This window comes from Streptomyces sp. NPDC051684, from assembly GCF_044453445.1.
GTDB lineage: Bacteria > Actinomycetota > Actinomycetes > Streptomycetales > Streptomycetaceae > Streptomyces.
Genome location: NZ_JBITCS010000007.1, coordinates 98,026 through 113,615 on the forward strand (window position 1 = coordinate 98,026; position 15,590 = coordinate 113,615).

A 15,590-nucleotide genomic window follows, 5' to 3' on the forward strand; every position below is an offset into this window, starting at 1 on the left:
CAGCTTTAGGGCGGCCCTGTCCGGGTTTGCCTACGAGGATGTAACAGCGGTTAGCCGGAGGCTCCTGCGCGGGAATGGCCCGGTCATGAACCAGAACACCCCCGCTCCCCTCTCCCCCCGCCCCCTGCGCCACCTCACCCAGAACCAGCGGCAGCTGCTGAGCGCCGCGCAGCTGAAGGCGCACGGTGTCGGCGCCGCCGCCGTGTCCGAGCAGTGCCGGGCCGGTGGGGCCTGGCAACAGCTGCTGCCAGGTGTGTACTTGTTGCACCCCGGCCCGCCCAGCGACGAGGAGCGGCTGCACGCCGTGCTGCTGTACTCGGGGCGGGCCCCCGAGCGGCGCGGGCGCCCGGACGGCGTGCCCGCGCAGCACACGCCCGACCGCGCGCCGTACGCCGACACCATGGTCACCGGGCTCGCCGCCCTCGCGCTGCACGGCTTCTCCGCCGCTCCCCCGCTGGCCTCGCTCGACCACATCGACGTACTCGTCCCGCGCACCCGCCGGCTGCGTTCCACCGCCTTCGCCCGGCTGACCCGGACCACCGGCCTGCCGACTCCCGTACAGCTGAAGGGAGTTCCGGTCGTGCCCGTGCCGCGGGCGCTCGCCGACGCGGTGGCCCAGCTGTCCGACGCGGGCACCGTGCGGCGGTTGCTCACCGAGGCCGTACGGGGTGGGCACTGCGAACCGGCCGTCGTGGTACGGGAGTTGTCGCAGGCGCGGCTGCTGACCAGGCCGTACGTCGTCGACGCTGTGGACTCGCTGCTCGCCGAGGGGCGCACCATCGCCGAGGACCGGCTGTACGCGATGGTGCGCGAGCACGGGCTGCCCGACCCCGTCTGGAACGTGGACCTGCGGCTGCCCGGCGGCCCGCATCTCGGCGGCGTCGACGCGTTCTGGCCCGACCACGCCGTCGCCCTGGAGCTGGACACCCGGGCGACCCGGCAGGGCCCTCGGCAGGAGGGCGACGCGCTGTGGAGCGAGTACACCCGCAAGCGCGAGCACCTGGAGCGGCTCGGGATCACGGTCGTGCACATCACCCCGAAGAAGCTGCGCGAGTCGACCGAGCAGCAGGCCGCCATCGTGCGGACCGCGTTGATGGCCTCCGGGGACCGGGACCCGGCGGCGTACGTCGTGGTCCTGCCCCGATGATCGGGCGGGCGGGTGAGAGGGCCGGGCGGGCCGCTCGGGCGGGTTGAGCCGGGTTCAGCCCTTTCGGAGGACGAGTTCGGTGTTGCGGTCGCCCGGGGTGCCGGAGAGGGTGGCGCGCGAGCCGGGTGCGTTGAAGGAGAGCTCGCGGTAGAGGGCGGCCAGGCCGGTCTGCGTGAGGTCCGTGAAGTCGGTGCGGTGCGGGGCCGAGGACTCGATGAGCGTCGTGAAGACGGACAGCGTGCCGTCGTGGTTGTCGGCGACCTCGATGATGCGCGCGAGCTGCGGGAAGTCGACGTGGGAGGCGGTGGAGACCTCCCAGAAGCCCGTGCCGCCGTCGACTCCCGGATGGGGCGTGATGTCGTTCTTGTGGCTGTGGCCGTTCACCCAGGCGAGGACGGGCCGGTGGGCCGCGAGCAGGGCGGTCAGCTCCTCGCCGCCGTGGCGCTTCTCGCCGGGGTGGTGCGGGTCCTCGCGGAGGTTGCGCATCGTCTTGGACGTGTGGTGCGAGAACACGAGGACGTGGTCGCCGCGCCGCTCGGCGGCCTTCAGTTCGCGCTTCAGCCAGTCCAGTTGGGCGGTGCCGATCGAGCCCTCGTAGTGGCCGGCCGGGTCCGTGGTGTCGAGGCTGATGCCGAGGACGTCGTCGGAGATCCGGAACGCGTAGTGCTGCGTCGCGTCGGCCAGGTTGGCCTGGGTGTAGCCGTGGCCGAGTGGGCCCGGGCCCAGGTGGGCGGGGTCGAGGTGGGCCGCGACGTACTCGGTCGGCGTGAACGGGGCGCGGGCCTCGTCGGGCGTCACCCGGCGCATCTTCCGCTTGTGCGAGACGAGGAGCTCCTTGAACGCCTTGCCCTTCGGGTCGCCGCCGTTCTGCACGTTGTCCCAGATCGCCTTGCCGGTGGCGGCGTCGAGGTCCATCAGCTTGCGGCCGCCGACCGCGAACTCGGTGAAGTACGGGTCCGCGGGCGCGTAGCAGCCGCCGGGCAGGGAGTCGTGGTTGCCGACCGTGGAGTACCAGGGGAGGTTCAGGCCGGGGCTGCGCAGTTCGGCGACGGCGGCGTCCAGGAAGCCGGGGATACGGGGGAAGCCGTGGTCCCGCTTGTCGGCGTCCCGGAAGGCGGCGTCCGGCTGCCAGTACAGCGGCAGCCCACTGTTCTGGACGCCCTCGTAGTGGCGGGGGTCGCCGGTGTTGGGGCTGATGCGGCCGCCGCTCATCGCCTTGAGGAACCAGTCGAGTTCGGAGCGGGCGTTGTTGTCGGTGTTGTCGCCCGTCGTCATCACGAAGTGCAGTGGCGAGGCGGTGACGGGGGCGCCGCGCAGCGCGTTGACGCGCTCGACGAGCGCCACGGCGCCCGCGACGCTCAGTGCCTCCTGCGGGCGCCAGGCGCTCGCCGTCTGCGACCTCAGGTACTCGTAGCGCAGGGGGTGTTGTACGTCGACCAGGTGGAGGTCGGTGAACTGGACGAACGCGGCGAGTGGCATCCGCTTGGCCTCGCGGCTGGAGCGGGCCGGGGCCAACTCGGCGCGCACGACGCGCTCCCAGGCCGGGCCGTCGCCCAGGCGCCGGTAGCCGGAGCCCGCGGTGGCGGTCGCGACCGCGGCGAGGGTGGTGCCGCGGGTGTACGGGGCGAGTGGGGCGGCCGGGGCCCTGCGGGACATCGCCCGTACGGGGGCGGCGGCTGCCTGGTGCGCGGCGGCGCGGGTCTCGCCTGCGGGGCCGAGGGCGTATCCGATTCCGGCAGAGAGGGTCACCGCGCCGGTCGCGGTCAGGAATGCGCGGCGGTCGATCTCTGCGGCGGCTTTGGTGACAGAGCGTATGCGCGGCATGGCGCGGTCTCCCCGAGTGCGAACGCGTCGACAGTGACGGCCGGGCCGGTCCGGTCGAACCGCCCTTCCGTACTGGATCGTTGGCAGCGGGGATGACCTGCGCGTGAACGGCGACGCAACGCGCAGCGCCGATCACGGTACGTGGATCTAGGGCTTGTCGTTTGGATCAGGCCGGATCAGGGAGCGGGGCCTGGTGCGTGCGATCGCAAGGCGGAGGAGGGAGGCGACGCGGAGCGTCGTCGACCGACGACAACGCCGCGAGCGTGCGTGCCAGGCCCCGCGAGCCCGGCCTGATCCAAACGACAAGCCCTAAGGCCGGTCGTGGGGGTGCCGCATCGTCACACGAGGGTGGGCCCGGGGCGCCCCGGCGGTCACGCGGTGTTCATCTTCCGGGGAACGTGGGGCTGAACCCGTGCCGTGGCCGGGGCCGTCGTTCACGTTGCGCGGCACCGGGGGCCGCCTTGCCCACCCTGCCGCCCAAGGCGGCAGATTGCCCAAGGCGGGGGCAAATCAAGCCCCTGCGGCGATTGAGCAGCGGGGTCCGGGGCGGAGCCCCGAGGCGTGGGGCCGGGTGGGTGTCAGTCGGGGACGTGGCCCGAGGACGGGCGGGAGTGCCACAAGGTCAGGCCCACGTCGACCAGTTCCACCCGCGGCAGGTCCTGGACCACCGCGAGGTCGTGCCAGGCCGCCATGTCCGTGGAGCCGTTCTCCTCGTGCCGCAGCGCCCCACCGGTGATCGCCCCCTCGTAGACGAGCCGCAGCCCATGGAAATCCGCCACCTTGCCGAGCTTGCGGGGATAGCGGCGCAGCACGGAGTGCACACCGAGCAGGGCGACCGGATCGACGACGTACCCCGTCTCCTCGTCGACCTCACGGATCACCGTGTCGTACGGGTCCTCACCGTGATCCATGCCCCCACCCGGCAGGGTCCACCGCTTGCTCCCGTCCCCCGCGACCCACCGCGCCAGCAACACCCGCTCCTCCCGGACGCACACCGCGTAGGCCGCCACCCTCAGCTCTTTGTTCATCCCCTGACGCTAGAGGCATCCGGCCGCCGGTGCAGGTGTTACGCGCCTTGCCGGTCCCGTCACGATTTGGGCGGCATGGCGCATGGCGGAAGTACGCCATGGCGCCTTCCCGGCTCGGGCAACTCTCCCCAAACTGTGGTCACTTACGTAAAGCTGAGCGGTCATCCGGCACCGAAATCCGGATTCCTTTCACCTTTTACGTACAGGGATGCTGATGACCACCGATCCCCAACGCACCCCCATATCCGGCGCGAGACGCGCGGCCCGGCTCGCGGCGGCCGCGGGACTCGTGGCCGCGCTCACCGCGACCGGGCCGATACCCATGGCCTTCGCCGCGGACGCGGACCCCGCCCCGACCCCGAAGTCCGCGAGCGACAAGCTCGGCACGCACGACGCCGAACTCCTCGCCGACGCCAAGGCCGACGGCAAGAAGAACGTGACCATGATGGTCGCGACCACCCCCGGGAAGACCGAAGAGGTCGCGAGCCGCCTCGACGCCGTCAAGGGCGGCTCCGTGGGCCGCACCTACGACAAGCTCGGCTACGTACGGGCGACCGTGCCGACCGGCCGCGCCGACGCCGCGATCAAGTCCGCCGAGAAGCTCGACACCGTGCACGGCATCGACCTGCGCCAGGAGATCGCGCTCGACGACCCGACGCCGGCCGCCGACACCGCCAAGGGCGCGAAGGCCTCCGCCGCCAAGGCCACCGGCTCGTACAGCGGGCCCGGCAGGAGCACCCCGGCCAAGAACCCGTACAACCCGTCCTTCGAGACGGGCGCCGTCGACTTCGTGAAGCAGCACCCGAAGGCGGACGGCCGCGGCACCACCATCGGCATCCTCGACTCGGGCGTCGACCTCGGCCACCCGGCGCTGCAGAAGACCACGACCGGCGAGCGCAAGATCGTCGACTGGGTCACCGCGACCGACCCGATCGTGGACGGCGACGCGACGTGGCGGCCGATGGTCACCCAGGTGTCCGGGCCCACGTTCACGTACGGCGGCCGGACCTGGAAGGCGGCCTCCGGCTCGTACGGGATCAGCACCTTCGCGGAGTCCGTCACGGCCGGCGGCGACGCCAAGGGCGACGCGAACCGGGACGGCGACACCACCGACAAGTGGGGTGTCCTGTACGACACGGCCAAGGGGACGGTGATCGTCGACCTCAACGACAACGGCGACTTCACCGACGACACCCCGATGAAGCCGTACAAGGACGGCCACCAGGTCGGTTACTTCGGCAAGGACGACCCGTCCACCGACGTCGTCGAGCGCCAGCCGTTCGTCGTCGAGGTCCGCAAGGACGTCCCCATGGACCCGTACGGCGGCGACTGGATCGGCAAGAAGGCCGACTTCGTCAACATCGGCGTCATCGAGTCCGAGCACGGCACGCACGTCGCGGGCATCACCGCGGCCAACGGGCTGTTCGGCAACAAGAACATGAACGGTGCCGCGCCCGGCGCCAAGCTGGTCTCCTCGCGGGCCTGCACCTGGACCGGCGGCTGCACCAACGTCGCGCTCACCGAGGGCATGATCGACCTCGTGACGAAGCGCGGCGTCGACATCGTCAACATGTCGATCGGCGGCCTGCCCGCGCTGAACGACGGCGCCAACGCCCGTGCGCTGCTCTACACGCGCCTCATCGACGACTACGGCGTACAGCTGGTGATCTCGGCGGGCAACTCCGGGCCCGGCGCGAACACCATCGGTGACCCGGGACTCGCCGACAAGGTGCTGTCCGTCGGCGCGTCCATCTCGAAGGACACCTGGGCCGCCAACTACGGCTCCAAGGTGGCGAAGTCGTACGCGATGATGCCGTTCTCCTCGCACGGCCCGCGCGAGGACGGCGGTTTCGCGCCGATCATCTCGGCGCCCGGCGCCGCCATCAACTCCACCCAGACCTGGCTGCCGGGTTCGCCCGTCGCCGAGGCCGGCTACTCGCTTCCCGCCGGCTACTCGATGCTCCAGGGCACCTCGATGGCATCGCCGCAGGCGGCGGGCGCGAGCGCGCTGCTGATCTCGGCGGCCAAGCAGCAGAAGGTGTCGCTGAACCCGGCGAAGCTGCGCACCGCGCTCACCTCGACCGCGAAGCACATCCCGGGCGAGCAGGCGTACGCGGAGGGCTCCGGCCTCATCGACATCGTCGACGCGTGGGACTCGATCGAGCACCGGCCGAGCACCCAGACGTACACGGTGAAGGCGCCCGTCGACACCGCGATCGACGACGCGCTCCAGACGCCGGGCTTCGGCACCGGCATCTACGACCGCGAAGGCGGGCTCAAGGCCGGGCACAAGAAGACGTACGACGTCACCGTCACGCGGACGTCGGGCTCCTCGAAGCCGGTCAAGCACAAGCTGTCGCTGAAGAACAACTCCGGTGGCACGTTCTCCGTCGTCGGGTCGAGCACCGTCTCGCTGCCGCTGAACAAGCCGGTCACCGTGAAGGTGCAGGCGAAGCCGTCCGGCGCCGGGCTGCGCAGCGCGATCCTGCGCGTCGACGACCCGCGGACCGAGGGCGTCGACCAGCAGGTCATGGCGACCGTCGTCGTCTCCTCGCCGGTCAAGTACACCTTCGCCGCGAAGGGTTCGGTGCAGCGCAACAGCACGAAGTCGTACTTCGTGACGGTGCCCGAGGGTGCCAAGTCCCTCGAGGTGCGCATGGGCGGTCTCGCGGCGAAGAGCCAGACCCGCTTCATCTCCATCCACCCGTACGGCGTTCCGGTCGATTCGACGTCGACGCCCGACTGCTACCCGAACTACGGGGACGGCACGGGCAACGGCTGCCGTCCCGACCTGCGTTCGTACGACGCGCCGCAGGCGGGCGTGTGGGAGATCGAGGTCGAGGCGCGGCGTACGTCGCCGCTGCTCGACAACCCGTACGCGCTGGACGTCGCCGTGCTCGGCGCGGACTTCGACCCGGCGGTGCAGACGCTGCCCGAGGCGAAGGTGGGCACGCCCGCCGACGTCACGTGGAAGGTGGCGAACAAGTTCGCGGCCATCAGCGGCGGCAAGCTGAAGGGCGGCGCGCTCGGCTCGTCGAAGACGACGCGGCCGACGATCGCCAACGGCTCGTCGCAGTCGTCGACCGTCGAGGTGCCGGCGGGCGCCGACAAGCTCGACGTGACCATCGGCAACGTCTCCGACCAGGCGGCCGACCTCGACCTCACCGTCTACGACAAGGACGGCAAGGTCGTCGGGCAGTCCGCCGACGGGGACTCCGAGGAGTCCGTGAGCGTCGCGAAGCCGGCCGCCGGTACGTACACGGTGCAGGTCGACGGGTACTCGGTGCCGTCCGGGTCGACCGCGTACGACTACGTCGACGTCTTCTTCGCGCCCTCGCTGGGCACGGTGAAGGTCGACGAGTCGAAGCCGGTGTCGTTGGCGACGGGGGCGTCGGCCGCCGTCTCCGCGCAGGTCGTCGCGGCGGCTGCGGCGCCCGAGGGGCGGGAGTTCTTCGGGCAGGTGCGGTTGTTGAACGAGCGGGGCGTTGCCGCGGGTGTCGGTAGCGTCAAGATCGAGAAGGTCACGCCGTAGCCTCCGGCTGGGCCTGATCCGGGGCGGTCACCTGCGGGTGACCGCCCCTCCGCGTCCACGGTCTCGGCGCTCCGCGGGCTCCGCTGCTGCCGCACCGTCCGTTACGCACGAGGGTCCGCCCCAGCCGCACCGTCGTTACGGCCACGGGGCTCTGCCCCGGCCCCCGCGCCTCAATCGCCGGCGGGGCTCCAAGGACGATCGGGGCTCCGCCCCACGTCCCGCGCGCCTCGTCCCGGAGCGGGACTCAAATGGCCCACCCGTCCGCGGGGCCTGATGCGCCGACCCCTCCGCGGGGCTTGGTGTGCCCGCCCGTCCGCGAGGCTTGGTGTGCCCGCCCACCCGTGGTCGCTTGATTCGGCCCGACCGTCCGTGGCGTCTTGATTCGGCCCGGCCACCCGTGGCGGCTTGGTTCGGGCCGCCCACCCACAGGCGATGGCCCGTGCCCCCGCTCATGTCCCACCACCCACCCCCGGAGTCCTCCCGGTAGGCGCCGGCGCAGGCCGGGCACCACGCCCGGGGCGACGCCCCCGGAGGGGGCGGGTGGTGGGAGGTGGGCGGGCACGGGCGCAGCACTGGTACCTGGGCCTGGCTGGTACGTGGGCCCGCACCGGTACCCCGGCCTCGCGGGGTGCCGGTACCTGCCGCCGGGACGGCTCCCCACCCGTGACGACAGGCCGCAACATCCTTGGGCAACCTGCCGGGCAGGCGGCTCCCCGCCCGAAACGGTCAGCCGGCACCAGCTTGGGCAACCTGCCGCGCGGACGGCCCCCACCCGCAGCGGTCGACCGCCACCCCCTTGGGCAACCCGCCGCGCAGGCGGCTCCCCACCCGTTGCGGGCGGCCGCAATCGGCTTGGGTGAGCTGCCGCCCTGGGCGGCAGCGTGGGCAAGGCAGCCCCCGGTGCCGCCTGTGCGTTACGACCGTGACCGGCACGGCATGCCGTGGGCCTGTGGCAGCCACCGCAGGATGTCCGCTCGGGCCTCGGGCACGGAGTGGCCCGTTGTCCAGGTCTGGCGGTCGTCCGGGCGGACCGGTATCCGGATCAGCGTGTACGTACCGGTGCGCAGGTCGCGTTCGGCCGCGCCGTCGAGTGTCACCGCAGTCGTGGCCCGGGTCGACCGTTCGGGGCGGTAGAAGCGCTCGACGTCGAGGACGACCCGTACGTCTCCGTCGGCGCGCGGCGTGACACTGATCACCCGGCCCTCCACCAGGGTCCGTGAACACGCGATGCGCAGCGCGGCCGGGTTGACGGACTTGCCGCCGTCCTGGGACGCCGCCTTGTCGTTCGCCGCACCCGCCGCGTCCCCGTCGCCGCCCGGCGCGCTCACCCCGAGCCACACGAGCCCCCCGAAGACCGAGGCCGCGCAGGCCACGACGAGCCCGCCGAACGCGATCCGCAGCGGCCGGCGGCGTACCGGCACAGGCGGCACCACCGGCACCGGCTCCCGGCGGGACGCCAACGCGTCGCCGAGCCCCCGCACCTGCTGCCGCAGCAGCGCGACATCCGCCGCGACCCCCGCCGCGTCGGGGTCGTCGGACGGCAGCGGCTCCCCGGTCACGGCCAGCATCAGCAGCCGGTCCTCGTGCGCAGCGTCGTTCACGTCACACCACCTCCCCTTCGCGCAGCCGCACCCGCAGCATCCGCACCGCCGTGTGCAGGCGGCTCTTGACGGTGCCCTCGGGCACCCCCAGCTCCGCCGCGATGTCGCGCACCGGCAGATCCGCGTAGAAGCGGAGCACCACCACCTGTCGCTGCTCGTCGGGGAGCTGGTCGAGGCCCTGGGCCACCGCCATCGACAGCACGCGCGTGTCGGCGGCGTCCCGCGCGTCCTCCTGGCGCAGCGCGGCGAGCCGCTCGCCGAGGCGTTCCTGGCGGCGCCGCGCCCGGTGCCAGTCCATGGCGAGGTTCGAGGCGACGACCGCCGCCCAGGCCGCGACGTCGCGGGGCGCCTCCTGGCCCTTCGCGGCCCGTTCCAGGAGCCGCAGCCGCACCTGCTGCACCCCGTCCGGCAGGTCCCCGTACGGCACCCCGCCAAGCGACAGCACGGCGCGCACCCGGTCCTCGACGGCCGCCTCCAGGGGATCGTCCGGACGCCCCCTCGGTTTTCTGCGCAGCACTGCGCCTCCCCTCCCCGCGTACGCCCTACGACGCCGAAGGAGCCGGAAACGTTCGCCGAGGGCGCTCGAAACTGTGGCCAGTGCCATACCGTCCCGGAACCCGGACAATGGATTGGACAAGGCGGGCCTGGACAGACGCATCATGGACACACCCGCCAGGCCGGATGGCCGCTTGCACGAAAATCACGGAGGACCCTGTGAAGGTCGGAATCGTCGGAGCCACCGGTCAGGTCGGCACGGTCATGCGCAAGATCCTCGTCGAGCGGGACTTCCCGATCGACGAGCTGCGCCTGTTCGCGTCCGCCCGCAGCGCTGGCAAGGTGCTCGACGGCGTGACGATCGAGGACGCGTCGACGGCCGACTACAGCGGCCTCGACATCGTGCTGTTCTCCGCCGGTGGCGCCACGTCGAAGGCCCTCGCCGAGAAGGTCGCCGCCCAGGGCCCCGTCGTGATCGACAACTCCTCGGCCTGGCGCAAGGACCCCGAGGTCCCGCTGGTCGTCTCCGAGGTCAACCCGCACGCGATCGCGAACCGCCCCAAGGGCATCATCGCGAACCCGAACTGCACGACGATGGCCGCGATGCCGGTCCTGCGTCCGCTGCACGACGAGGCGGGCCTGCAGGCCCTGACCGTCGCCACGTACCAGGCCGTGTCCGGTTCCGGCCTCGCGGGCGTCGCCGAGCTGCACGGCCAGGCGCAGAAGGTGATCGCGGAGGCCGACAAGCTGACGCACGACGGCGAGGCCGTCGACTTCCCGGAGCCGGACGTCTACAAGCGCCCCATCGCGTTCAACGTGCTGCCGATGGCCGGCTCGATCGTCGACGACGGCCTGAACGAGACGGACGAGGAGCAGAAGCTCCGCAACGAGTCCCGCAAGATCCTGGAGATCCCGGAGCTGAAGGTCTCGGGCACCTGCGTGCGCGTCCCGGTCTTCTCGGGCCACTCCCTCCAGGTCAACGCCCGCTTCGCCCGTCCGATCAGCCCCGAGCGCGCCACGGAGCTGCTCGCGGCCGCGGAGGGCGTCGAGCTGTCCGACATCCCGACGCCGCTCCAGGCGGCCGGCAAGGACCCGTCGTACGTGGGCCGCATCCGTAACGACGAGACGCTGGAGAACGGCCTGGCGCTGTTCATCTCCAACGACAACCTCCGCAAGGGCGCCGCGCTGAACGCGGTGCAGATCGCGGAGCTGGTGGCCAAGGAGCTGTCCGCCAAGTAAGTCGCGCCAGCTCCACCTCGTCGCGAGGGGCGGTCACCGGGTTCCGGTGGCCGCCCCTCGCGCGTTCCTCGTCAGGGCCGCTCCACCGCGAAGTGCAGGCAGCCGTACTCGACGGCCCTGACATGCACGAGGACCACCTCGGGGTGGGCGAACGCCTCGTCGAGGGCGGCGTCGATGCCGGCCGTCGGGTCGTCCGCCGGGATCTCCAGGAGGCGGCCGCCCGCGATGTGGCCGCGGGCGTCGTAGCGGCGCAGGGTGCGCAGGGCGCCGGGGCGGGCGAAGGGGTGGCCGGTCCGGTCGGCCGCCGGGCCGCCGCAGTCCTCGGCGTGGATGAAGACCGGGCCCTGCTCGTCGTACGCGCCGGGGTCCGCGCCCGTCTCCGCGGCCCAGCGGCGCAGGGGCGCGTAGGAGACGAGGGCGACCTGCTCGCCCTCCTCGATGGGGCGCAGGCAGCAGCGCAGCGGGGAGCCGACGGCCGCGTCGTCGGTCGCGGTGAAGGGGCGCATGGCGCGGCCCGCGTCGTCGTTCGCGCGGAGTTCCTTGAGGGCGGCCTCGGTGATGGGAAGTGCGGTGTACCTGGTCATGGCTCCAGGCTCGCGCCGGGCGCGCGTGTTCACCGGCGGGAAACGGACATCGCCTTCGCACACCCCGCGTGGAAGGATGACCGGAAACGTCATAAACCCGAAAACACAGACCGCTTAATAGGAGATGACCGCGTGCCTGGCACCAATCTGACCCGTGAAGAGGCGCAGCAGCGGGCGAAGCTGCTCACCGTTGACTCGTACGAGATCGATCTCGACCTCTCCGGCGCGCAGGAGGGCGGCACGTTCCGGTCGGCGACCACCGTGCGCTTCGACAGCGCGGAGGCGGGCGCCGAGAGCTTCATCGACCTCGTCGCCGACGCCGTGCACGAGGTGGTGCTCAATGGGCGTTCGTTCGATGTCGCCGCCGTGTTCCGGGACTCGCGGATCGCGCTGAAGCACCTGGAGGCGGGGCCGAACGAGTTGAAGGTCGTCGCCGACTGCGCGTACACGAACACGGGTGAGGGACTGCACCGCTTCGTCGACCCGGTCGACGAACAGGCCTACCTCTACACGCAGTTCGAGGTGCCGGACGCCCGGCGCGTGTTCGCGAGCTTTGAACAGCCCGACCTCAAGGGCACCTTCCGGTTCACGGTGAAGGCGCCGAGCGGCTGGACCGTTGTCTCCAACTCGCCGACGCCGGAGCCGAAGGACGACGTCTGGGCCTTCGAGCCGACGCCGCGCATCTCGACGTACATCACGGCGCTGATCGTCGGCCCGTACCACTCCGTCCACTCGTCGTACGAGAACGCCGAGACCGGGCAGAGCGTGCCGCTGGCGATCTACTGCCGGCCCTCGCTCGCCGAGTTCCTCGACTCGGACGCGATCTTCGAGGTGACGCGGCAGGGCTTCGACTGGTTCCAGGAGAAGTTCGACTACGCGTACCCGTTCGCCAAGTACGACCAGCTCTTCGTGCCCGAGTTCAATGCCGGGGCCATGGAGAACGCCGGCGCCGTCACCATTCGCGACCAGTACGTGTTCCGCTCGAAGGTGACGGACGCCGCGTACGAGGTGCGGGCCGCGACGATCCTGCACGAGCTGGCCCACATGTGGTTCGGCGACCTGGTCACCATGGAGTGGTGGAACGACCTGTGGCTGAACGAGTCGTTCGCGACGTTCGCCGAGGCCGCCTGCCAGGCGTACGCGCCGGGCTCGAAGTGGCCGCACTCGTGGACGACGTTCGCCAACCAGATGAAGACGTGGGCGTACCGGCAGGACCAACTGCCGTCCACGCACCCGATCATGGCGGACATCAGCGACCTCGACGACGTGCTGGTGAACTTCGACGGCATCACGTACGCGAAGGGTGCCTCCGTCCTCAAGCAGCTCGTCGCGTACGTCGGCATGGACGAGTTCTTCCAGGGCGTGCAGGCGTACTTCAAACGGCACGCGTTCGGGAACACGCGCCTGTCCGACCTCCTCGGCGCCCTTGAGGAGACCAGCGGGCGGGACCTGAAGTCCTGGTCGAAGGCGTGGCTGGAGACGGCCGGCATCAACGTCCTGCGCCCGGAGATCGAGACCGACGCGAACGGCGTCATCACCTCGTTCGCCGTCCGCCAGGAGGCCCCCGCGCTGCCCGAGGGCGCCAAGGGCGAGGCGACGCTGCGCCCGCACCGCATCGCCATCGGCTTCTACGACCTCGACGACGAGTCCGGGAAGCTGCTGCGCGGCGAGCGCGTCGAACTCGACGTCACGGCGACGGAGTCGACGCAGGTCCCGGACCTCGTCGGCAAGCACCGCCCGGCCGTGATCCTGCTCAACGACGACGACCTGTCGTACGCGAAGGTCCGCCTCGACGAGGAGTCCCTGGCCTTCGTCACCCAGCACCTCGGCGACTTCGAGGCCTCGCTGCCGCGGGCGCTGTGCTGGGCCTCCGCCTGGGACATGACGCGCGACGCCGAGCTGTCGACGAGCGCGTACCTGGACCTGGTGCTCAGCGGGGTCGGCAAGGAGTCCGACATCGGCGTCGTGCAGTCGCTGCACCGCCAGGTGAAGCTCGCCGTCGACCTGTACGCGGCGCCCGCCCACCGCGACGCGCTGCTCACCCGCTGGACCGAGGCGGCCCTCACCCACCTGCGGACGGCTGAGGCGGGCAGCGACCACCAGCTGGCGTGGGCCCGCGCGTTCGCGGCGAGCGCCCGTACGCCGGAGCAGCTCGACCTCCTGGACGCCTTGTTGGAGGGGTCGCAGACGATCGAGGGTCTTGCCGTCGACACCGAGCTGCGCTGGGCATTCGTGCAGCGGCTCGCGGCGGTCGGGCGGCACGACGAGGCGGAGATCGCGGCCGAGTACGAGCGGGACAGGACGGCGGCCGGTGAGCGGCACGCGGCCTGCGCCCGCGCGGCGCGGCCGACCCCGGAGGCCAAGGCGGAGGCCTGGGCCTCGGTCGTCGAGAGCGACAAGCTGCCGAACGCGGTGCAGGAGGCGGTGATCGGCGGCTTCGTCCAGACCGACCAGCGCGAACTGCTCGCGCCGTACACGGAGAAGTTCTTCGCGGCGCTGAAGTCCGTCTGGGACTCCCGCTCCCACGAGATGGCGCAGCAGATCGCGATCGGCCTCTACCCGGCGATCCAGGTGTCCCAGGAGACGCTGACCGCGACCGACGCGTGGCTGTACTCGGCCGAGCCGAGCGCGGCGCTGCGCCGCCTCGTGTCGGAGTCGCGGGCGGGCGTGGAGCGCGCGCTGAAGGCGCAGGGCGCCGACGCGTAAACGCCGGAGCCCGGCCCCTGTGCGCCCGCTCGTGTGAGACTGGGCGCATGGGGGCCGGGCGGGAATCGCGGGTGGAGAAGGACGCGATGACGGTGGAGATCGTCTACGCGTTGGTGAGCGGCGTGGTGCTCGCCGCCGCGGTGACGGTGGTCGCCGTCGCGCTGACGGTGCCCGTCACGCCGTACGGGCTGACGCTCGGCGGCCTGGTCGGTGCCGCACACATCGTGCGTGTGCTGTACCGGTTCGACCGGGAGCGCCGCCTCGGGCGCTGAAGCCCCGTACGGACCGGGTCGGTTACTGCGTGAAGCGGTCGCGGAGCGCCTTGCGGCCCGGCTCCGTCAGGCTGCCGTGCACGCGCATCCGGGCCACGCCACCGTCGGGGAACGCGTCGAGGCGTACGTGGGTGGCCACGGCCTCCTTCGGCAGCGCGAAGCGGTGCAGCGTGTCGGGCTGAAGCTTCGTACGGGGAATGATCTCGAACCACTCGCCGGTCTCGCCGTCGCGGCCGCTCAGCGCGATCCAGCCGGCCGAGTTGCCCTTCAGGTACGCCGTGTCGATCTCGACGGCGCGGATGGTGCCCTGCGCGGCGAGGCGGAAGCGGACCCAGTCGTTGGTGTCGCGGACGCGGCGACGGCGGTTCTCCCAGCCGTCGTCCATCTTCTGCGAGGTGCCCGGCAGGATGATCTGCGTCGGCGACGAGTAGAACTTGTCGGACGCGTCCTCGTAGGAACCGCCGTTGAGCACCGAGGCCAGGTCGAAGGTGCCGAGCAGGTCCAGCCACTCCGGGTCCGGGACGACCTCGCCGTGCACGCGCAGGCGGGCTATGCCGCCGTCGGGGTGCTGACAGACCCGCAGGTGCGTGTAGCGGCGCTCGGAGGTGATGCTGAAGGCGTTCGCCGCGTGGCCCTTGACCTGGCTCTTCGGGACGATCTCCTCCCACTTCACGTCGTCGGCGAGCAGCTCGTCGGGGCCGGGCGAGCCGGCCACGTTCGTCGCCTGGATGCTCACCTTCTGCGGGTAGTTGCCGCGGAAGTGGGCGGTGTCGACGATCACGCCGCGGATGACGCCGGGCGCGCCGAGCCGGACGATGGCCCAGTCGTGCTCCTCGGGCGCCGGGAAGGGGGAGTCCGCAGTTCCCCTGCGCCTGCGGGTCTCCCAGCCGTCCATGACCTTGCCCTTGTGCCCGAAGTGCTCCGGGTCGAACACCGCGCGGTGGCGCAGCAGCAGGTTCTCGCGCATCGCGAAGAACTCGTCGTTCGCGGCGATGACGCCGCCGCCGAGCCGCCGGTCGGCGAGGTCGACGAGGTCGGTGAAGGCCTCGGCGTCACCGAAGGTGCGGTAGTCGGCGTACGGGTCGCCGCCTCCGTAGGGGGCGGCGTCGTTGGCGTGCGGGTCCTGGTCCTGGGCGTCCGGGGCGGGAGTCGTCTGGGTCAT

Annotated in this window: 11 protein-coding genes; 5 read left to right on the forward strand and 6 right to left on the reverse strand. The window is 71.7% G+C overall.

What is annotated here, in order from left to right; all coding sequences use genetic code 11:
• Positions 1-85: 85 nt before the first annotated feature.
• Entirely contained in the window at positions 86-1,147 is a 1,062-nt protein-coding gene (locus tag ACIA8D_RS11015; RefSeq protein ID WP_399230815.1) for a hypothetical protein, read from the forward strand.
• Positions 1,148-1,201: 54 nt separating this feature from the next.
• Here the strand turns inward: ACIA8D_RS11015 and ACIA8D_RS11020 are convergent, their stop codons facing one another.
• Positions 1,202-2,971: a TIGR03767 family metallophosphoesterase gene (locus ACIA8D_RS11020; RefSeq protein WP_399230816.1), complete on the reverse strand. Its 1,770-nt coding sequence runs from the start codon at positions 2,969-2,971 to the stop codon at positions 1,202-1,204.
• 578 nt (positions 2,972-3,549) lie between these two features.
• Positions 3,550-3,999, reverse strand: coding sequence for an NUDIX hydrolase (locus tag ACIA8D_RS11025; protein WP_399230817.1), 450 nt, complete (start codon positions 3,997-3,999; stop codon positions 3,550-3,552).
• Positions 4,000-4,213: 214 nt separating this feature from the next.
• On the opposite strand from ACIA8D_RS11025, the gene ACIA8D_RS11030 reads away from it, so the two are divergent.
• Entirely contained in the window at positions 4,214-7,531 is a 3,318-nt protein-coding gene (locus ACIA8D_RS11030; RefSeq protein WP_399230819.1) for a S8 family serine peptidase, read from the forward strand.
• Between the two features lie 914 nt (positions 7,532-8,445).
• Here ACIA8D_RS11030 and ACIA8D_RS11035 read toward each other — a convergent pair.
• On the reverse strand, positions 8,446-9,132 hold the full coding sequence (locus ACIA8D_RS11035; RefSeq protein ID WP_399230820.1) for a hypothetical protein: 687 nt from the start codon (positions 9,130-9,132) through the stop codon (positions 8,446-8,448).
• 1 nt (position 9,133) lies between these two features.
• Positions 9,134-9,649 (reverse strand): RNA polymerase sigma factor, encoded by a 516-nt coding sequence (locus ACIA8D_RS11040; RefSeq protein ID WP_399230822.1) that lies wholly within the window; start codon positions 9,647-9,649, stop codon positions 9,134-9,136.
• Positions 9,650-9,846: 197 nt separating this feature from the next.
• Between ACIA8D_RS11040 and ACIA8D_RS11045 the strand changes: the two genes are divergently transcribed.
• The gene (locus tag ACIA8D_RS11045) at positions 9,847-10,866 is read left to right on the forward strand and encodes an aspartate-semialdehyde dehydrogenase (protein WP_399230823.1); all 1,020 of its coding nucleotides are present in this window, start codon (positions 9,847-9,849) and stop codon (positions 10,864-10,866) included.
• Between the two features lie 71 nt (positions 10,867-10,937).
• Here the strand turns inward: ACIA8D_RS11045 and ACIA8D_RS11050 are convergent, their stop codons facing one another.
• Complete coding sequence (locus tag ACIA8D_RS11050) at positions 10,938-11,450, reverse strand: DUF1203 domain-containing protein (RefSeq protein ID WP_399230826.1); 513 nt, start codon at positions 11,448-11,450, stop codon at positions 10,938-10,940.
• A 132-nt stretch (positions 11,451-11,582) separates the two neighbouring features.
• Between ACIA8D_RS11050 and pepN the strand changes: the two genes are divergently transcribed.
• Positions 11,583-14,156, forward strand: a complete 2,574-nt coding sequence (gene pepN, locus ACIA8D_RS11055) for an aminopeptidase N (RefSeq protein WP_399230827.1) — start codon at positions 11,583-11,585, stop codon at positions 14,154-14,156.
• Positions 14,157-14,203: 47 nt separating this feature from the next.
• Positions 14,204-14,428, forward strand: a complete 225-nt coding sequence (locus tag ACIA8D_RS11060; RefSeq protein ID WP_399230829.1) for a DUF6332 family protein — start codon at positions 14,204-14,206, stop codon at positions 14,426-14,428.
• 22 nt (positions 14,429-14,450) lie between these two features.
• Here the strand turns inward: ACIA8D_RS11060 and alc are convergent, their stop codons facing one another.
• Entirely contained in the window at positions 14,451-15,590 is a 1,140-nt protein-coding gene (gene alc, locus ACIA8D_RS11065) for an allantoicase (protein WP_399230831.1), read from the reverse strand.